The sequence below is a fragment of the Bacteroides sp. 519 genome (genome assembly GCF_010500955.1).
Taxonomy (GTDB): Bacteria; Bacteroidota; Bacteroidia; order Bacteroidales; family Bacteroidaceae; genus Bacteroides.
Genome location: NZ_QVMJ01000011.1, coordinates 122,347 through 141,413 on the forward strand (window position 1 = coordinate 122,347; position 19,067 = coordinate 141,413).

Annotated in this window: 14 protein-coding genes and 1 pseudogene; 9 read left to right on the top strand and 6 right to left on the bottom strand. The window is 38.8% G+C overall.

Annotated features, from left to right (window positions below):
• Positions 1-17: 17 nt before the first annotated feature.
• The 4 genes and pseudogenes from D0T85_RS11375 to D0T85_RS22775 all read right to left on the bottom strand — a co-directional run.
• The gene (locus D0T85_RS11375; RefSeq protein ID WP_163213357.1) at positions 18-1,562 is read right to left on the bottom strand and encodes a SusC/RagA family TonB-linked outer membrane protein; all 1,545 of its coding nucleotides are present in this window, start codon (positions 1,560-1,562) and stop codon (positions 18-20) included.
• A gap of 24 nt (positions 1,563-1,586) precedes the next feature.
• Positions 1,587-2,612, bottom strand: a complete 1,026-nt coding sequence (locus D0T85_RS11380; RefSeq protein WP_163213358.1) for a FecR domain-containing protein — start codon at positions 2,610-2,612, stop codon at positions 1,587-1,589.
• A 137-nt stretch (positions 2,613-2,749) separates the two neighbouring features.
• Complete coding sequence (locus tag D0T85_RS11385; RefSeq protein WP_163213360.1) at positions 2,750-3,331, bottom strand: RNA polymerase sigma-70 factor; 582 nt, start codon at positions 3,329-3,331, stop codon at positions 2,750-2,752.
• Positions 3,332-3,426: 95 nt separating this feature from the next.
• Positions 3,427-3,666 (bottom strand): annotated as a pseudogene (locus D0T85_RS22775) (IS982 family transposase); the annotation flags it as partial.
• Between the two features lie 208 nt (positions 3,667-3,874).
• Here D0T85_RS22775 and D0T85_RS11390 point away from each other — a divergent pair.
• Both D0T85_RS11390 and D0T85_RS11395 read left to right on the top strand, forming a co-directional pair.
• A complete protein-coding gene (locus tag D0T85_RS11390; protein ID WP_163213362.1) occupies positions 3,875-4,837 on the top strand; it encodes a glycyl-radical enzyme activating protein in 963 nt (320 codons plus the stop codon).
• On the top strand, positions 4,812-7,484 hold the full coding sequence (locus tag D0T85_RS11395) for a pyruvate formate lyase family protein (protein ID WP_163213364.1): 2,673 nt from the start codon (positions 4,812-4,814) through the stop codon (positions 7,482-7,484). The genes D0T85_RS11390 and D0T85_RS11395 overlap by 26 nt, the downstream gene beginning before the upstream one ends.
• A 61-nt stretch (positions 7,485-7,545) precedes the next feature.
• On the opposite strand, the gene D0T85_RS11400 is transcribed toward D0T85_RS11395, so the two are convergent.
• On the bottom strand, positions 7,546-9,351 hold the full coding sequence (locus tag D0T85_RS11400) for a bifunctional UDP-sugar hydrolase/5'-nucleotidase (protein WP_163213366.1): 1,806 nt from the start codon (positions 9,349-9,351) through the stop codon (positions 7,546-7,548).
• Positions 9,352-9,871: 520 nt separating this feature from the next.
• Between D0T85_RS11400 and D0T85_RS11405 the strand changes: the two genes are divergently transcribed.
• From D0T85_RS11405 to D0T85_RS11435, 7 genes are all read left to right on the top strand, one after another.
• Positions 9,872-11,194 carry an MATE family efflux transporter gene (locus D0T85_RS11405; RefSeq protein WP_163213368.1) on the top strand — a complete coding sequence of 441 codons (1,323 nt, stop codon included), beginning with the start codon at positions 9,872-9,874 and terminating at the stop codon, positions 11,192-11,194.
• Between the two features lie 208 nt (positions 11,195-11,402).
• Positions 11,403-12,725, top strand: a complete 1,323-nt coding sequence (gene ffh, locus D0T85_RS11410; RefSeq protein ID WP_163213370.1) for a signal recognition particle protein — start codon at positions 11,403-11,405, stop codon at positions 12,723-12,725.
• Between the two features lie 93 nt (positions 12,726-12,818).
• On the top strand, positions 12,819-13,700 hold the full coding sequence (gene folD, locus D0T85_RS11415) for a bifunctional methylenetetrahydrofolate dehydrogenase/methenyltetrahydrofolate cyclohydrolase FolD (protein WP_163213372.1): 882 nt from the start codon (positions 12,819-12,821) through the stop codon (positions 13,698-13,700).
• Positions 13,701-13,833: 133 nt separating this feature from the next.
• Positions 13,834-14,079, top strand: a complete 246-nt coding sequence (locus D0T85_RS11420; RefSeq protein WP_163213374.1) for a type II toxin-antitoxin system ParD family antitoxin — start codon at positions 13,834-13,836, stop codon at positions 14,077-14,079.
• Positions 14,079-14,375, top strand: a complete 297-nt coding sequence (locus D0T85_RS11425; protein WP_163213376.1) for a type II toxin-antitoxin system RelE/ParE family toxin — start codon at positions 14,079-14,081, stop codon at positions 14,373-14,375. The genes D0T85_RS11420 and D0T85_RS11425 overlap by 1 nt, the downstream gene beginning before the upstream one ends.
• A gap of 1,519 nt (positions 14,376-15,894) precedes the next feature.
• The gene (locus D0T85_RS11430) at positions 15,895-16,260 is read left to right on the top strand and encodes a BlaI/MecI/CopY family transcriptional regulator (RefSeq protein ID WP_163213378.1); all 366 of its coding nucleotides are present in this window, start codon (positions 15,895-15,897) and stop codon (positions 16,258-16,260) included.
• A gap of 11 nt (positions 16,261-16,271) precedes the next feature.
• Complete coding sequence (locus D0T85_RS11435; RefSeq protein ID WP_163213380.1) at positions 16,272-17,930, top strand: M56 family metallopeptidase; 1,659 nt, start codon at positions 16,272-16,274, stop codon at positions 17,928-17,930.
• 116 nt (positions 17,931-18,046) lie between these two features.
• On the opposite strand, the gene D0T85_RS11440 is transcribed toward D0T85_RS11435, so the two are convergent.
• Positions 18,047-19,003 (bottom strand): helix-turn-helix domain-containing protein, encoded by a 957-nt coding sequence (locus D0T85_RS11440; protein WP_163213382.1) that lies wholly within the window; start codon positions 19,001-19,003, stop codon positions 18,047-18,049.
• Positions 19,004-19,067 lie beyond the last annotated feature (64 nt).

Below are 19,067 nucleotides of genomic sequence, written 5' to 3' on the forward strand. Positions count from 1 at the left end.
TTTATGTTTTTCTGTTATTAGAATGTTATGTTTACACCCATACCGAACGACCGGATATTAGGATAAGGGAACGAACCGTTATCTGTTTCCGGGTCTAAGCCTGTCCAGTTAGTTAGCACAAACGGATTGTTAACATTGGCATATACGCGTACATTTTCCAGAATGTTCTTTTTCACCGGAATGGTGTAGCCCAATGTTATACTACCGCAACGTACAAAGTAGATGTTCTTTGTGTAAAAGTCGCCCCAGCCGTATGTTCCCTGTTTCAGGTAAGTAGGATGCTGGCCATTCAGATTAGTGCTACTGAATGATTTATTTGCCCATACAGATACATTAACAGACTGGTTGGTATCCATAAACGTCCAGTTTTCTTTATAGCTTGCTCCTCTTTTATTTCCAAACTCGCCATAGAAGTAGATACTGAAATCGAAGTTCTTGTAACGTATAGCGTTGTTTAGCCCAAATGTGAGTTTAGGTGAGCCGCTACCCTGGTACACTTTATCTTCATCGTCAATAACACCATCATCGTTCCGGTCTTTCAGAATTACCATACCTGGCAACAAGTCTTTTTGTGCATTAGGAACGGCGTCTCCCGGTTGCATAATACCTACAGCTTCGTAGGCCCACCATGCGTTGTATGGATCGCTATTTGTTTGATAAGGTTTCATGGTGAGGTAAGAAGGACGTTCTTTCCATTTATCACTGTAGTGTGATAAGGTGAGGGTTGAATTCCACTCTAAATCCTTGCTTACTATGTTTACCGTATTCAATGTTATTTCGTATCCCTGGCTTTGAAGCTTACCTGCATTGGCAACAATACTACCTACTTCATTATAAGATGGAATTGGTTTTGAACCCTGTAAAAGATCTTTCACCTGCCTATTGAAATACTCGGCAGTCAATTGAATACGTCTGTTAAAGAATCCGAGGTCTATACCAATATTAAACTCGGTAGTTGTTTCCCAAGTGAGATCTTTATTACCCATGGCACTTACATAAGCACCTTTGTTTTCGCCTCCACCAATGATAGCATTTCGCCAGTCAATAGAATACGTATTTTGTAGTCCATATCTCACATTCTCGTTTCCGGTAGAACCATAAGAAGCACGGAGTTTACCATTAGAAAGCCATGAAGATGTATTTTTCATAAACGATTCTTCAGAAAACAGCCATCCTACGGAAGCTGACGGAAAATACCCCCAACGGTTTTCGGGTGTAAAGTTTGAAGAGCCATCAATACGGAGAGTTGCCTCAACCAGGTAGCGGTCTTTATAGCTATAGTTTACACGTCCGAAGTAAGATGCTATAGAGCGCTTACTGGCTGATGAACCTACTTCCTGACGGTCTTTGGCACCTGCACCCATGTTATGGTAAAGGAATGCATCAGTAATAAAATCGCGCGAGGTACCATTTAATCCTTCCGAGTTATATATCTGGAATGCATACCCCACAAGCCCTTTCAGGCTATGGTCGTTGAAAGATTTATTGTAAGTTGCAGTAAGATCAAGCAGGTAATCCGACCCGTCACTTCGGTTAATGTGTGCCGCACCATTGTGTCTCATAAAATATTAAATTAATTTCTGTTATCAGTAGTATATTTCCACAATCTGACCGGTTTGTACCACATGCATTCGCTTGTCGGCATTCCTTATTGTTTGCAGAATTTCGTCGAGCGACTCGTTATTGACAAAGGCCATGCGGAAATGAATGTCTTTAAGAGAATCCGTTTTTATCACAATTTTCAGATTAAAATTTCGTTCCAATTCTTTAGCAATATCTTCGAACCTAACATCTTTGAAGTAATATTTCTTATCTTTCCAGGAAGAGTAGTTGTCTACCGTAAACCGTTCTTTCCAAAGTGTAACTTTTTCCCTGTCGTAAAAAACTTCCTCACCGGGTTTCAATACATAGTTTATTTGTTTGTTCCGGTTGGTGTTACCTACAAATTCAACCGATCCGTTAAGCAAGCTTAACTGTATAATCTTATCTTCAGAATAAGATTTAAGATTAAATTCGGTTCCCAGTACTTCCACGTTTATCTCATTAGATTGTACAAGGAAAGGTTTACGTTTGTTTTTGGCAACTGTAAAGTGTCCTTCACCTGTAAAAAACACCTGACGGTTGTTGGTCAAAAACTTCTCGGGATAGATAATTTTACTTCCTGCATTCATCCGTACAGCTGTACCATCGGGTAGAGTAATATCACCGGATTCTCCATAAGGGATATTTTTCTCAACCCACATAACAGTTTTTTCCTCCTGTATATAAAAATACTGGTAAAGGGTGAATGCAATGATAGGTAGTAACAAGATAGCTGCTACACGTTGTATCCATACTGTCCACTTCACCTTTGCTACCGGTTTGCTTGGGGTTGTTGGTGCAGCCTGAATATTTGTGAAACGTTTTTTGAACTCTTCAAACGCCAGATGAGCTTCTTCCTGTCCTACAACTGACTGGTCCAGCTCTTCCCAGATGGAAAGTAGTAGTTCGCTGGCTTCCGGACTTTTCCCATGGTGAAAAAACCAGTGCTCCACTTTCCGGGCTGTTTTAACATCGCAGACGTTAAAAAAGTATCTGGATACTTCCTGTTTGGTTGGTGTTGTTTTGTTCATTTTAATCTTGCTTCTATAATTAATACTGATAACTTGGGCAACACACGTAATGGAGAAGTGATTTTTTTGTATTTTTATTTGAAACGCTTAGTTACGCGGAGAATATTTAGGTTTTAAACTTAGCGCAACTCAGCGTTTCAAAACCGAATTAAGAACACAAATACCCAGAACATAAAATCACTAAGATTCTTTTTTATGGCTGCCAGTGCCAGACTGATATGTTTTTCAACTGTTCGTTTTGATATACCCAGGCGATTTGCAATTTCTTCATTGCTCAGAAACTCTTCACGACTCATTTTAAAAATCAGTTTACGCTGTTCCGGCATTTTGTCTACGGTTTTGCTTACTACCTCTTTTATTTCATTGAGATTGAACTCGGAATCAATTTCGTATTCAAGATTATTGCCTGATTCGCGCAATGATTCCTGATAGTTGAGAAAATAATACTGGCTTTTAAAGTAATCGTGTATTTCGTTTTTGGCGATAGTAAATATATAACTGCTGAGGGATAGTTCGGAAGAGAGTCTTTCACGGGCCATCCATATTTTCATAAAGACGTTCTGGGCAATCTCCATTGCACTGTCTTCGTTCTTAATCATTCCCTGAGCAAAGTTCTTTACACGTATATAAAATAGTTCAAAAAGGATTTCGAAAGCTTCTACTTTACCGTTTCGAATGTCATTAATCTGCTGGTCTGTCAGTTGTGATGTGCTGTTCATAAATGCAAAGTTAGAGGATTAATTGGCACTTGCAATTCGGGGAGTGTTAAAACTATTATATTGTACTACATAATTGTTCGTACCCGTTGGCGGAATTAAATTAGCGCATATTTAACTCTTCCGATAGGTTTATTATTTATTTTGTTGATATTATAAAACTGGTTTTGCTGATTATTCTTGTGAATATATCCATTGACGTCTTTAGCGTAATTCCTAATCATCATAAACTGGTCACACATTTGAGAAAAGAGCGTTTCAATTCTTTTTCTGGCCTTTACGAAAGGTTTAAATGTTGGTTTCCAAGTCTTTTGATTTAAACTAAGAGAAACTTCTAAATCAGAAAAGCGAGGAATAACTCCAGAGCGAAGGATGTTACCATGTTCATTTACCAGATTATAAGAAAACTGCTTGCAGATGTGAAGAAATTTTGCGAATATTGCATATAAGTTGTGCATAGGACTTTGGTCACTTCTAATATACTAAATGTACAACTTATTTTTAGACATATTATTAACTAATTAATTCCGCCAACGGGTCATTAGTATGAAAATAAATCTGACAGAAGAGGGTCAATCAGATACTTCTTGTTTACTTCGGATATACGACATTGCTGAGTTCTCTGTACACGATGGCCCAGGGGTACGTGTTGTGATATACTTTCAAGGATGCAATGCGCGCTGCGAGTGGTGTCATTCTCCGCATTCACAATTAAATTATGCTCCTCTTCTTTTCAATCCGAATGTCTGTATTGGCTGTCAACGTTGTGTTTCTGCCTGCAAAAATCAATGCCATGTTTTTATTGAGAATAAACATATAATAAACCGCGATAAATGTATTCAATGTGGATCTTGTGTTGAACAATGTCCGGCAAGTGTAACCGGAGTGAAAGGAAGTGCATTGCATTTGCCAACAGTTGAAGTTTCGGTTTCTTCTCTTTTTGAGCAAGTGTCTCCTTATCTTCAACTGGGAGGAAAAAAAGGAGGCATTACTTTGTCGGGTGGCGAAGCCTTGTTACAGACAGATGCAGCGAAGCAATTATTGCAGTTGTGTAAACAGAATGGTTATCATACAGCAGTAGAAACATCAGGATTGCTATCTCCGGAGATATATAAAAATGTGCTTCCACTTGTTGACCTGTGGCTGTTTGGCATGAGAGTAGTCACAGGCAAAGATCATAAACGTCACTACAAGCATATACAGAAAGTGTTGAAACTGCTTACTGATGAGAATGCCAATATCTTGCCACGTATACCTATGGTTCCGGGTTTCTTCGATCGCGATGATGTGTTAGAGGATATTCTGGAACTCTTCAAAGAGTTCTCCTTATCTTCTGTTTGTCTGAACCCGTGGAATCCATATTATGATGCACACTATATGCAAAGTGGTATTCCTTTACAAATAAATCCACCTTCGCAGGAAGAAATAAAGGCCTGTGAAGACAAAATATCATTAGTATTTACCAATTTCAATACTATTAAGTATGAAAACAATGAAACTAAGCACTGAAATGAGTGCGCGTGTGAAAAAGCTTTATGATCATCTGATTACCAAAGCATTGGGCGATCGTTCGAATGAATGGTTTACTCAAGAAATGTTTGATGATGTAGTAAAAGCAAAAGATCCTAACGAGCGTTTTCCTTTATGGAAGCCCATTGAAAACTGTTCGGTAATTGTGCGACGGGCTATTGCAATAGATCGCATGCTGCTTGCTATGACCGATGAGGAGAATAGCAAACACACTCACACTGCTGATATATTGGAAGGCGATCTTCTGCTGGGCAATATGCCAATGGGATCGAATGGGCTGGGAAAAGTTTTCCCGCGCTTTCTTACCGATGACGAGTTAAGAGCAGGTTCTATAACAAATCGGAATGCCGCTTCTCTGTTTGGACACAACACAATGAACTATGAAGAGCTGTTGAGCGATGGATTACAGAAGAAAATTGATTTCTGTAGCAAGCAGCTAGATGAGTTGTCTCCTATTATAAAGAATGGAAAAAAAGATACTGCTATTTTAGAAAAGAAATATGAGGAGATATGTAGAGACAAAAAAGCTTCTGCAGAGGAAAAGGAAGAAGGCCTTCGCCTGTTGAGAAATGCAGATGGAAAACTCATTGCACAGAAAAAGAAATTCGATTTTTATTGGGCAGTGAAGTTGGCTTGTCAATCGGTTATCGATTATGCAAATCGTTTTGCTGATTTGGCAGAAAAAGAAGCAGTGAAACATCCGGAAAGAGCAGATGAACTGAATGAGTTGGCACGTATTGCCCGTAAAGTGCCTGCGCAACCTGCCGAAACTTTTCATGAAGCTATGCAATGCATTTGCTTTTTTCATATAGCACTTCATGCTTCGATGAACTTTATATCATTGGGTCGTTTAGATCAGGTGTTGTATCCATATCTGGAAAAAGAAACAGATGTAGATAAGGCACTGGAAATAATTGAATGCTTCATTCTAAAGTGTGCAGGACGCTTGAACCTGAGCTCAAAACACCTGATCAAGCAGGATCACGTAGATTATGCCACAGTATTGGGAACCCATCCCTATTATATTGATCAGAAAGCGGGAGTGAACAATTTTTTGCAGAATATCATTGTTGGAGGCAAAAAACCGGATGGAACAGATGCCACCAATGACTGTACTTACCTGATCATACAAGCTGTTGAGAATGTAAATCTTTCGGCTCCTGGCATTTACGTTCGCATTCACAAAGATAGCCCGGAAAGATTGATTCAGAAGGTTGCTTCCTCTATATTCAAGACCAAAAACAACCCGTCGGTGTTGAATGATGACATCATGATTCCTGCCATGTATAAGGCTTTGATGCAGGATGAAAAAGATACACCCGAGGTGCGCAAAAAGATGCAGGAGTTAGCAAATGATTATTGTGTTGATGGCTGCTGGGAACCTATTCTCAACGGGAAGTCGGACTGGACTTTCACCATGCTTGTGGGTATGCAAGCTGTAGAAGCTGCCTTGAATCAGGGGGCATCTCTAAAGAAAGATGAGGCCCTTTTTAGAGGAGCCAAAATGTCTCCGACTACTCCTGTGCCACAGAGTTTTGATGATGTAATGACTTATCTGGAGTCGCATCTTCAGTTCTTTGTAGATCAATCTGTGATGTCCCTTTTTATGTACTATATGATTGATGAGAATGCAGCACCATCGCCTCTGTTCTCGGCATATTTGGAAGGCTGCATGGACAAAGGAGCCGATAAAGCAGCAGGAGGAGCCAATCACAATCTGGGAGGAATAGTGATAGGGGCTGTTCCGGATATGGTCAACCAGTTAAGTGCAATTCGTCACTGGGTTTTCGACAAGAAGGAATATACATTAGAGCAGGTCTGTGAGGCTATCAGAGAGAATTTTGGAGAGAACAACTCTTCTCTGCCGGCAGATAAGACAAAACTCTATAAAGATATAAAGGTAAATTTTGACACGAACTCTCCTAAATTTGGTAATAATAATGTTGATGCAGACAAATTAACTTGCGATATTTTGGATATGTTCTACCACTGTGTTCAGAATTCAGCAAGTTTTGGCAAGAAACTATTCCAAGATGATGTGCCGGAAAGAGAATGGAGAAAGATAGCATCTCTTCGGGCTTTAGCCGGTTATTATGGCCTGCCTTTAGGCAAAAAGTTTAATATCAAAATGAAGATAACAGCTGGTATCGGAACTTTTGAGCAATACAACTGGCAGGGAAGAGGAGTGGCTGCTTCGGCAAATCGTCTTGATGGTATGCCTATAGCTCCCAATTTCTCACCTGTGCCCGGAACTGTACATCAAGGAATTATGGGAACGATGAATTCGTTGTCTAAATTCAAGTTGGAGCGTTTTGCTGCCGGGGTAATTACCGATATTTGTTTGAATGATGAAAGTGTCAATGATAAAATCGTGGAACAAGTACTTAATGAATTCATTCATAAATATGGTGCAATGATGACCGTGGCTATTGGCACAACCGACAAATATAAAGAAATTTATGAAGCCGCTAAAGAAGCAAGTACATTGCCGGAAGCAGAGGCTGCTGCCTTGTTGGCTAAGTACGCAGGGGTCAATGTGCGCATAGGCGGATGGCAAACTCCTTTCATAACACTACCTCTGGATCACATGGAGAATTATATAAAGAGACCGGTTAAGTTAGAATAATTTGATTAGATTAAAAAAGGCTGTCCACAAATTATGAAGGACAGCCTTTTTTCTTGGTTTTCTATTTTAAGTAAGACTTCACCATCTCAATCGTAACCGGAATTTGATGATTATAATCTTCTATCGTACCATTGTTGATTAGTTCAATAGCCAGATTGCGCCATTTCTTGTTCCAATTGAGGTTGATGAATTCCCAATTGTTTTCCGCTTCATTCAGTACAGCCTGGTCTTTCAGCTCGGAAATATATTCAGCAATCAGGTCAAGCATATTGCTGTTTCCCTTAGGAGATTCTATATTTTCTTTAAGGGGTCTTGCTGTTTTTTGTCCCGGTTTAAAGATACCATCGTCAGAGTTTTCAACCAAATTGGTACTAGCCCGATAATTGGTGGTTGCCACGATGTATTCTTTGTCCATACAGAAATCCTCGCCATTCTTCATACTTATCACATGAATGCGTTGACCCACGGGTTTGGTTAAGTCTACTGTATAGTTAATTCCAGAAAACTGATCGTGCAGATATACTTTGCGGGTACCATAAGGTATTGTAAGATCTGTTTCCAGATTCACCGCAGGTTTGCCCCCTTGCAAGTCTGTGCCATAAAAGGCATAAGACCATTCCATCCACTGAATAATTTGTGCTCCTGTCATGCCGACAGTATGTAATGTATTGTTGTCATAAACATAGAGTTGTGAAATACCTCCGGCTGTAATCTTCCTCTCGCTACAGTTGGCTTCAAAATGATTCAATGGCACACCCACAATATCAGCTTTCGAATAGTGAAGCATAACTTTTGAAACAAAATAGATCAGAGAATTACTCTTTAAAACACCTTCGTGTGTACCTTTGATTTCCGGAGCAGGGAGTAGAGGTGCTTCTGGCAGCCAGCCTATCACTGTTTCACTCATGTATTTTTTTATGTATTGGTGAGCTTCTTCCGTCACTTCAAGTACTCCAGGGTCATTTGGCGTATTTTCGTCGGAGCAAATGATATCTGTTTTTACGTCCGACTCATCATAATCTCCGGTTTTATTTAGAACTTGCCATTTTCCATCTACTTCAGTTGCTGTTATTAACACCTGTCCATACGACATTGCCGAATTTAGGTTTTCGGCGAATTTTACACTATTGCATAATACATGCTGCTTTTCTTTGCTTCCTTTGATTGTATGATAGTGGGCGCCCAGGAAGACTGCCAGTTCTGGGTTCATTTCTACAACATCTTTGGCTCCGGAGCCTTCGCGATTCACTTCTGTTTTTTCATCCATGTGTTGAACAGCGACAAACAAATCGGCCAAATCATTCTCTTTCAGTGTCTTTATAACTCTTTGCGTCTCAATTGCTGCACTTTCTGTTTCAATTTCTGCTTCTTCGATATTAGCTTTGTCCCACACATCAATATTTGGAGACACCATTCCGATGAATGCAACACGTGGTCCATTGGGTATCTCAATAATACGATAGGGTTCAAATCCTTCCAGCAGTTTGCCGTCTTTGTATACATTTCCACAAAGCTTCGTGCCTTTGTATCCTTCGAATGTAGAGTAAATTTCTTTCAATCCAAAGTTGAATTCGTGGTTTCCCAGAGCAACAATGTCATACCCTACCGACTCAAATGCGGCAAATAGTGGATATGGTTTGTATTTGCCACTTTTTACAAGCTCTCCTGTGCCGTTGCCCTGAATGCTGTCGCCGCAATCGCAAATAATAGTTGTGCCCGGAAAGTTTTCTTTGTCTTTTTTCATTAATGAAGCTATGCGAGAAAATCCTGTCTTTATTTCTTTGTTTGTGGTGTAGTTGAAGTCACGGAACGAGCCATGAATATCACTTGTGAACAAAATCTGAAAGGTGATTTTTTTTGTTTCCATAAGAGGTTGGTTTTATTAATAATGTTGGTTACAAATATATAATAATATAAACAATTAAAGGTAAATAAAGGTCTTTATTTATGCGGTTTCAAATTCAAAAACATGTTATATATATCCTACCGACATAAACCGTTTATCCTACCGACATAAACCGTTTATCCTACCGACATAAACCGTTTATCCTACCGGGATGAAGGCTTCATGCTACCGGGATGAAAGCGTTATCCTACCGGGATGAAAACGTAACCTAGTGTTTCAAATATCATTTTAAATCCGAGAGTGTGTGTTAATAACTCACTAGAGTTATTATATAGTTTTTGTTTTAGTTTTTGTTTTGGTTTATTGCGCGTTCTTATATATAAAGACTTTGGTTGCCCTTTAGGTATACCTTTAGGTTGCCTTTTAGGTGTACTTTAATACGCACTTTTAGGTGTGCTAAATAGTGAGTTTTGGGAAGAAATATAGTGCCGAAGTAGGATAAAAGTCATACCTTTGCAGCGCCTCAAAAAAATCCTTGACTATGTACAAAAATAAGCAAATCTGGAGTGTTAGTTTTCCTATCCTCCTGAGCTTACTGGCTCAAAATGTTATAAATGTAACCGATACTGCTTTCCTAGGACATGTTAGTGAAGTTGCTCTTGGTGCTTCTGCCATGGGAGGATTGTTTTATATATGCATATTTACCGTAGCATTTGGTTTTAGCATTGGTTCTCAGATAGTTATTGCCCGCCGCAACGGCGAACAGCAATATCAGGATGTTGGTCCGGTAATGATTCAGGGATGTATCTTTCTGTTGGCTCTGGCTTTCTTTGCTTTTGGAGTAGCACGCTTTTGGGGTGGCGATATTATGCGGGTGGTGGTTTCGTCGGAAACAATCTACGATGCCACCATGGAGTTTATTAACTGGCGTGTGTTTGGTTTCTTCTTCTCGTTTATGGGAGCCATGTTCAGAGCATTCTATATTGGAATAACCCGGACAAAGGTGCTTACTATTAACGCAGTTGTTATGGCATTGGTGAATGTAGCACTAGATTATGCCATGATATTTGGTAAGTGTGGTTTCCCCGAAATGGGTATCAAAGGTGCAGCCATCGCCTCGGTTATTGCAGAGGCAAGTTCAATACTCTTCTATGTGCTTTATACCTATATCACTGTCGATCTTAAAAAATATGTTTTAAATCGGTTCGGCTCGTTCGACTTTAAACTATTGGCCCGCATACTTAGCATTTCTTGTTTCACTATGTTACAGCATTTCCTATCAATGGGTACATTCTTTGTTTTCTTTATGGTTGTTGAACGAATCGGGCAGCGAGAACTGGCCATTGCCAATATAGTTCGTAGTATTTATGTGGTGATGTTTATTCCGGTTAATGCTCTGTCGGCAACTGCCAACAGTTTGGTTAGTAATACCATTGGCGCAGGAGGTGTTAAAGATGTGATACCACTGGTTAAAAAGATTGCCCGTTTCTCACTCCTGCTGATGTTAGGATTGGCAGGTGCTATTGCTATCTTCCCCAAAGCAATCGTCTCTGTATATACCAGCAACAGCAGCTTGATCGAGGCATGCATTTCATCAGTATATGTTATTTGTATTGCTATGGTTATTGCATCGGTTGCCAATGTGGTATTCAATAGCGTTTCTGGAACCGGCAACACACGTTCGGCCTTGTTGCTCGAATCATTTACCTTGGTATTCTATGTACTTTATATGCTATTTATCGGAACCGTACTACAGGCCCCGGTAGAGATATGCTTCACCACCGAAGTGGTTTATTACTCATTACTTTTACTGGTGAGTTACATTTACTTCAAAAAAGCAAAATGGCAGAATAAGAAGATATAATGTTTTAATATGCCAATACTTAATATGCCAATGTGCTAATATGCCAATGTGCCAATTACCATGCGGACACTGCAAAGTAATTGGCACATTGGCATATTTTCATATTGGCACATTAAAACATTGGCACATTGGCATATTGGCACATTGGCACATTAAAATAATTCATTAACTTTGCGCTTCCAAACCTGTAAATTAATAAAAACCAGATATGTTCGATAATTTAAGTGAAAGACTAGAGAGATCATTTAAGATTCTGAAAGGTGAAGGTAAAATCACCGAAATCAATGTTGCCGAAACCCTGAAGGATGTTCGTAAAGCCCTATTAGATGCCGACGTTAACTACAAAGTAGCCAAAACGTTTACCGATACGGTTAAAGAAAAGGCATTAGGACAAAATGTACTTACAGCTGTAAAACCAAGCCAATTGATGGTGAAGATAGTTCACGACGAACTAACACAATTAATGGGTGGCGAAACGGTTGAAGTTAATCTGGAAGGAAAACCAGCTGTTATACTTATGTCGGGTTTGCAAGGTTCGGGTAAAACAACATTCTCGGGTAAACTGGCCCAAATGCTGAAAACCAAAAAGAACAAACGCCCGTTGCTGGTAGCTGCCGACGTTTATCGTCCTGCGGCCATTGAACAGTTACGCGTATTATCCGAACAAATTGGAGTTCCGATGTATTCGGAGCCCGAAAATAAGAATCCGGTAAAAATTGCACAGAATGGTATTGCCGAAGCAAAGGCCAAAGGATACGATTTGGTAATTGTCGATACTGCCGGTCGTTTAGCTGTTGACGAAGAGATGATGAACGAGATTGAAGCTATTAAAAATGCAATCAATCCAAATGAAATTCTTTTCGTTGTTGACTCAATGACTGGTCAGGATGCTGTTAATACCGCTAAGGAATTTAACGACAGACTTAATTTTGATGGTGTTGTTCTTACAAAACTCGATGGTGATACCCGCGGTGGTGCGGCTTTATCTATTCGATCGGTTGTAAACAAACCAATTAAGTTTGTGGGTACAGGCGAAAAGCTTGATGCTATCGACCAGTTCCACCCTTCGCGTATGGCCGACCGTATTTTGGGTATGGGTGATATTGTTTCGCTTGTTGAACGTGCCCAGGAACAATACGATGAAGAAGAAGCCAAACGCTTACAAAAGAAGATTGCCAAAAACCAATTCGACTTTAACGACTTCCTCAATCAAATTAAACAGATCAAGAAAATGGGTAACCTCAAGGAACTTGCATCTATGATTCCGGGTGTAGGTAAGGCCATTAAAGATATTGATCTGGACGATGATGCTTTCAAAAGCATTGAAGCAATTATCTACTCTATGACTCCTGCCGAACGTTCGAACCCGGCAATGCTAGACGGTTCGCGCCGTAACCGTATTGCTAAAGGTAGCGGTACAAGCATTCAGGAGGTAAACCGCTTGTTGAAACAATTTGATCAGACCCGCAAAATGATGAAGATGGTTACAACAAGTAAGATGGGAAAAATGATGCCGAAAGGAAAAAGATAACTTAGTTTTGAGTTATGAGTTTTGAGTTATGAGTTGCCATGCGGCATTGTTAACTCAAAACTCATAACTCATAACTCAAAACTCATAACTCATATGACTCTTATTGATGGAAAAGCAATCTCCGATCAGGTAAAGCAGGAAATTGCAGCCGAAGTAAATGAAATTGTTGCCGCTGGTGGCAAACGTCCTCATCTGGCGGCTATTTTGGTAGGTCACGATGGCGGTAGTGAAACGTATGTAGCTGCTAAAGTAAAAGCATGCGAAGTGTGTGGATTCAAATCTTCTCTTATCCGTTACGAAGATAATGTAACCGAAGAAGAGCTTCTGGCTAAGGTAAGAGAGTTGAATGCAGATGATGATGTAGATGGATTTATTGTTCAGCTTCCTCTGCCTAAACATATTTCGGAACAGAAGGTTATTGAAACAATAGATTATAAAAAAGATGTGGATGGTTTTCACCCCATCAATGTAGGACGCCTATCTATCGGGCTTCCATGCTATCTATCGGCAACCCCTAACGGTATCCTTGAGTTATTGAAACGATATAAAATAGAAACTTCCGGAAAGAAGTGTGTGGTACTTGGCCGCAGTAATATTGTTGGTAAACCAATGGCTATGCTTATGATGCAGAAAGGCTATCCGGGCGATGCTACAGTAACAGTATGCCACAGCCGCTCCAAAGATTTGGTGAAGGAATGTCAGGAAGCTGATATTATTATTGCTGCATTAGGTCAGCCCAACTTTGTAAAAGCCGAAATGGTAAAAGAAGGTGCAGTAGTTATTGATGTAGGTACAACCCGTGTACCTTCGGATAAAACCAAATCAGGCTTTAAGCTTACAGGCGATGTTCTTTTTGAAGAGGTAGCTCCTAAGTGTTCGTATATCACTCCGGTTCCGGGTGGAGTTGGCCCCATGACAATTGTTTCGTTAATGAAGAATACACTGCTTGCAGGAAAGAAAGCGATTTATCAATAGAATACAATATAAGTTGGAATTAGAAAAGACTGTCTCTTATGGGATGGTCTTTTTGTTTTTATGGAATATTAAAAAGCATGAAACATTTTGATTCAATACCAGAAATTGGTATTTTTGTGAAAAAGCTAAGAATATGCCACGAAACACTTCAATATCATTAGGAGATTATTTTGAAAGATTCATCAACGAACAAATCTCTTCTGGGAAATACACATCTGTTAGCGAAGTAATTAGAGCCGCTCTAAGAGTTTTTGAGCAAGAAGATAATAAAGCAAAAGCTATTGTGTACGAACTCGAAAAAGGAGAAAATAGCCCTAAGATCAAAAACTTTGATAGAGAAAGCCATTTAAAAGAACTTCATACCAAGAATTTAAAATAATGGCGTTTTATTCAATAAGCGAAGAAGCTTTAAAAGACATTGATAACATTTGGCTTTATACTGTAGAAAACTGGTCTGTAGAACAAGCTGATAGATATTATAACTTGATTTTAAACGAAATAGAATATATCTCAGAAAATTTTGAGTCTGGCCGTAGTTTTGAGCATATTAGGAAAGGATACCGTTATTCTAAAGTTAAATCACATCTCATTTTCTACAAGAAATCAAGTGAAGGAGTAGAGATAATAAGAGTTTTACATCAGAAGATGGATATTGTAAATCGTCTAAATGATTAATAAGCCCGAAGGGCTTTAACTATGCAATTCGTACCTATAAAAAAAGGGAAGGTGTGCGACTCCTTCCCCGGATGTTTAGCCGTTTCTCTATCAAAAAAGTTCTAGTACCTTTTATATAACTAAACAGGGCAAAATTATGAATTCGATTTCAATAATAAAAATCCGCAAGTCCTTTTTTAACCATATTCAAGAATGGAAGCCATTATTGGCTATAACTCCTTTTAACTCCTAACCTGCATTATTCATACTTCATCTATTTGGTTCAACACAGCTCCTAACTGAACCATAATTTTATCCCCTCCTAGAAGTTAAAAATCGAAATTTGCAAGCACTGCCAGCACACAGCTGTTTATGTATTTGATTAACAGCTCATTAAAGCGTGCTGGCAAAGTGTGCTGGCAAATATCATTACAGCATTGTCAACACGCGAGATGCGCATGAAACAACTAGTTTCATTCTTGTTTTATGCAGTGAAACAAGTAGTTTCCTATGTAGAAAACAAGTAGTTACAGCATAGAAAACAAGTAGTTTTCTATATAGGAAACTGTTAGTTTCCTACCGTGAAACCGTTGGTTTCCTACCGTGAAACTGTTGGTTTCCTACTGTGAAACTGTCGGCGTTCTACCGACAACCTTTTACCCTCATCAAAGCGTGACGAAATATTTGTAACAACATTCTCAACACGCCATTCAACACGCGTTTAAGGCTCTGTTAATCAATAGAATAAGACCTCTGCGTGTTGAATGACGACAAATTTTGTATTTTAAACTTCTGGGAGGGGGAGTTTTGGTTCAAATCAGATAGGAGTTGAAATGATCCGCATGGTGTAGGGGCATCCCTTGTGGGTGCCCTGATAATGGTTTGCAATGTATCCTATGCATATATTAACCATGCGGCACACATCAGGGCACCCACAAGGGATGCCCCTACAACGTGTATCTTTTGTTTCAACACAGATTGAAAAGGAGGTAAAGTGAGGTAGAGGAGGTAAAGTAGTTGAGTAATGGAATTCCATGCGGCATCGCCTACTTTACCTCCTCTACCTCACTTTACCTCCTTTACCTCACTTTTAGTTCAACTCAGCCTCTAACTGAACCAAACGAGTATGAGTATGAATAATGCAGGCCAAAAGAGACCTCTATAAGTAACAAATTATAGTACTTATTTCCTTTTATTGCATTTTTTACGTTTTATTTGTTCGTTTTCAATTAATATTGTTTATCTTTGTTAAGAGACAAACTACTATTAACCTGAAATTATGAAAGAGAAAAGATTCACTGAAAAGAATTGTGAAAATCTGCTTTACAGTTTTCTGTTAATAATGTGCCTAGTGTTAGCTTTGATTATTCGCTAATACTATTTTTGACCCCAAACAGTAAATACCCGCAAACTCTGACAATACAGTGTTTGCGGGCTTTTTATTTATAAAAGTTTGTATCATAAACATCAATTAACTTATTGACTATTGCTTTATTACGAAACTCTCGTAACTTTGCGAAGTATTCGTAATAAACTAATTATGGAAAAGTTAACTATACAAGAAGAAGAAGTGATGTTGTACATCTGGGAGATGGAAGAATGTTTTGTAAAAGATGTTGTTGCCAAATTTCAACCACCCGCACCACCTTATACAACAGTGGCCTCTATTATTAAAAACCTTGAAAGAAAAAAATATGTTTCGGCAAAGCGTTTTGGTAATACCTATCAATACACACCTGCCATTAAAGAAATTGAATACAAGAAAACTTTTATGAACAGTGTAGTTAAGAACTACTTTGAGAATTCTTATAAAGAGCTTGTGTCTTTTTTTGCTAAGGATCAAAAGATATCATCCGATGAATTAAAAGACATCATTGATATGATTGAAAAAGGAAAAGAATACTAAAACATATTGCCATGAATCCCGAACTAATATACTTCCTGAAAGTGAACCTTGCCATGGTAGTGTTCTATGGCTTTTACAGGTTATTCTTTTATAAAGATACGTTCTTTGGTTGGAGAAGAGTAACCTTACTCTCTTTCTTGGTAATCTCTTTCTTACATCCGCTTCTTAATATACAAGATTGGGCAAAGCAACAAGAACCTATAGTTGCAATGGCCGATATTTATGCAACCGTATTTATGCCCGAGTTTATGCCCGAACTTGTTCAGCCGGCATCTCCCAGCATTCAGAATAGTGCAGTTGTTGCACTCGAAGAAAAAACAAATCCGGCTACCATTTTATTTTATGTATATCTTGGCATTGCAGCACTATTAGTAACCCGGTTATTGGTGCAGTTATTCGGATTGTTGAAACTAAGGTTACAAACCACTACAGTATATATTAAGGATGTTAAAGTGCAAATGCTCAATAAACAAGCCGGACCATTTTCTTTCTTCAAATGGATATTTATATACCCGGATGCCCATACGGAAGAAGAGTTAAAAGAAATACTAACCCACGAACAGACTCATGCCCGGCAATGGCACTCAATCGATGTAATTTTTAGCGAACTGCTATGCGCTGTTTGCTGGTTTAATCCGTTTATATGGCTTATTAAAAGAGAAGTAAGAAGCAATCTGGAATATCTGGCCGACCGCAAGGTGCTGGAAACCGGACACGATTGCAAAACATACCAATACCACCTTCTGGGATTGGCACATAACAAACAGGTAGCTACCCTATATAATAACTTTAATGTATTACCCCTAAAAAAACGAATTAAGATGATGAACAAACGAAGAACCAAAGCAATTGGAAGAGCCAAATATTTTATCTTCCCCCTACTGGCTGCCTTACTATTATTGGTTAGTAATATTGAGGCCATAGCACGCACAACCGAAAGAGTTATTGAAGACATTGTAACAACCACTGGAGAAAGTATTGAAACAATTGATCAGGAAGATCCTGTTGTTGAGATGGCGCACAAGATGCCCAACTTCCCGGGAGGCAACAGTGAACTTATGAAATTCTTAAATAAGAATGTTAAGTATCCGGCTATGAATTCGGATGCCAAAATACAAGGACGAGTTATTGTGCAGTTTGTAGTAAACAAAGATGGCTCTATTTCGGATATGGCTATTAAACGTAGTGTAGACCCTTATTTAGATAAGGAAGCACTTCGTGTTATTGCAGCTATGCCTAAATGGGAACCAGCCAAAAACGAGGCGGGAGAAATTGTACGTTGCAGGTATACTCTTCCAGTACAATTCCGTTCTCCTGAATATACCCCTAAAAAAGTAAAAGCTGTTGTTGGAGAAGACGGAATATTTCAAATAGTAGAAAAAATGCCACAGTTTCCCGGAGGACAAACTGCTTTGATGAATTATTTAAATACAAACATTGTATATCCGGAAGCAGCAAAGGCTAATAAAGTACAAGGGCGCGTTATTGTACAGTTTGTAGTGAATAAAAACGGAGATGTAGAAAATCCTGTAATTGTACGCCCAGTTAATCCGGAATTGGATACAGAAACAATAAGGGTTATAAAAAGTATGCCCAAATGGATACCCGGCGAACAGGATGGTACACCTGTAAATTGCAAATATACCGTACCTGTGCAGTTTAAGCTTTAAACTTAAAGGCGCGAAGGGATGAAAGCGCGAAGGCGCGAAAGGGGAAGATCTTTTACACTTTTACCCTTTCGCGCCTTCATCCTTTCGTGCCTTCGCGCTTTATATCCCTTCGCGCTTTATATCCCTGCAACAATCATCCGTTGTTCTTTAAAAAACAACTTACGTTCTTTCTCGCCACTACCCGAAATCAGGCTTGATACTTTCTTCAGCGAGTTTATCCATTGATGCACTCTGTGGCCTGTTTCATAATCTTTCAGGATACCAGAATGTATGAAGAATGATTTAAACATAGATACATAATCATTTTCGCATAGGTAATAAGAACTGCTAACCCCTATATTTAAATTGGTAACATAAAACTCCATTTGCTTCTCAATAAAAAGAGAATTTTCAGTAAGTTTTTCTATATCAGCCAGTAAATCAAGCAGATCTTGTTTTATTAACTCTGTCTCTTCGGTAGTTAAAGCATGAATATGGTTGAAATACTTAATGTCGTTTGCCAAATTCCATATCAGAGAACGGTCCCAGATGTAGAAAATTGATTTGGATCTGTGGAAAATCCTCTTCACAGTATTGTGAATAAGATTCAATCTCTCGGGCAGCTCCCAATGCGAATAATAGTTGAACCGCGATGAGCCCACAAAATAGTGTCCCCATTTAAAATAAACAAACTTACATAAATACGGATAATCAATATAGAGTTCTACCGGCAATGATTCAACTACCGATCCTATTTCTATTTCATCTTCATTTTTTGTGGTTAACACAGTAACCAATTCTTCCATATAGCATAAAAAATCCTCCATGGAAACAGATACGGGAGAATTCATTTTAAAAGATATGGGTATATAATCTTGTTGCAGGTTCAACAATAAATCGAGCGAAATATCCAGTTCTTTAGCTAGTATCCCCATTTCGCGGATAGTAAATTGTACTTTTCCATTCATCCTACGGGCTACCGATTCTTTTTCAATCCGTAAAATATCAGTTACAGTCGAAATTAGTTCGGCTTTCCTGGATGCTTTCTGGCTCAAAGCATCAACAAAACTCTCAAGTAAATCTGTTTTATTCATGGCTGGTTTTGCAATATTATAATAGCAAAACTAGTCTTTTTTGTTTATAAATCGGTACGCTAAA

Excerpts from the sequence above, each read along its gene's own strand:
- D0T85_RS11375 (WP_163213357.1), bottom strand. The coding sequence starts at position 1,562 with ATGAGACACAATGGTGCGGCACACATTAACCGAAGTGACGGGTCGGAT.
- D0T85_RS11380 (WP_163213358.1), bottom strand. The coding sequence starts at position 2,612 with ATGAACAAAACAACACCAACCAAACAGGAAGTATCCAGATACTTTTTT.
- D0T85_RS11440 (WP_163213382.1), bottom strand. The coding sequence starts at position 19,003 with ATGAATAAAACAGATTTACTTGAGAGTTTTGTTGATGCTTTGAGCCAG.
- D0T85_RS11425 (WP_163213376.1), top strand. The coding sequence starts at position 14,079 with ATGGCGTTTTATTCAATAAGCGAAGAAGCTTTAAAAGACATTGATAAC.
- D0T85_RS11385 (WP_163213360.1), bottom strand. The coding sequence starts at position 3,331 with ATGAACAGCACATCACAACTGACAGACCAGCAGATTAATGACATTCGA.
- D0T85_RS11430 (WP_163213378.1), top strand. The coding sequence starts at position 15,895 with ATGGAAAAGTTAACTATACAAGAAGAAGAAGTGATGTTGTACATCTGG.
- D0T85_RS11390 (WP_163213362.1), top strand. The coding sequence starts at position 3,875 with ATGAAAATAAATCTGACAGAAGAGGGTCAATCAGATACTTCTTGTTTA.
- D0T85_RS11400 (WP_163213366.1), bottom strand. The coding sequence starts at position 9,351 with ATGGAAACAAAAAAAATCACCTTTCAGATTTTGTTCACAAGTGATATT.
- D0T85_RS11405 (WP_163213368.1), top strand. The coding sequence starts at position 9,872 with ATGTACAAAAATAAGCAAATCTGGAGTGTTAGTTTTCCTATCCTCCTG.
- folD (WP_163213372.1), top strand. The coding sequence starts at position 12,819 with ATGACTCTTATTGATGGAAAAGCAATCTCCGATCAGGTAAAGCAGGAA.
- D0T85_RS11435 (WP_163213380.1), top strand. The coding sequence starts at position 16,272 with ATGAATCCCGAACTAATATACTTCCTGAAAGTGAACCTTGCCATGGTA.
- D0T85_RS11420 (WP_163213374.1), top strand. The coding sequence starts at position 13,834 with ATGCCACGAAACACTTCAATATCATTAGGAGATTATTTTGAAAGATTC.
- D0T85_RS11395 (WP_163213364.1), top strand. The coding sequence starts at position 4,812 with ATGAAAACAATGAAACTAAGCACTGAAATGAGTGCGCGTGTGAAAAAG.
- ffh (WP_163213370.1), top strand. The coding sequence starts at position 11,403 with ATGTTCGATAATTTAAGTGAAAGACTAGAGAGATCATTTAAGATTCTG.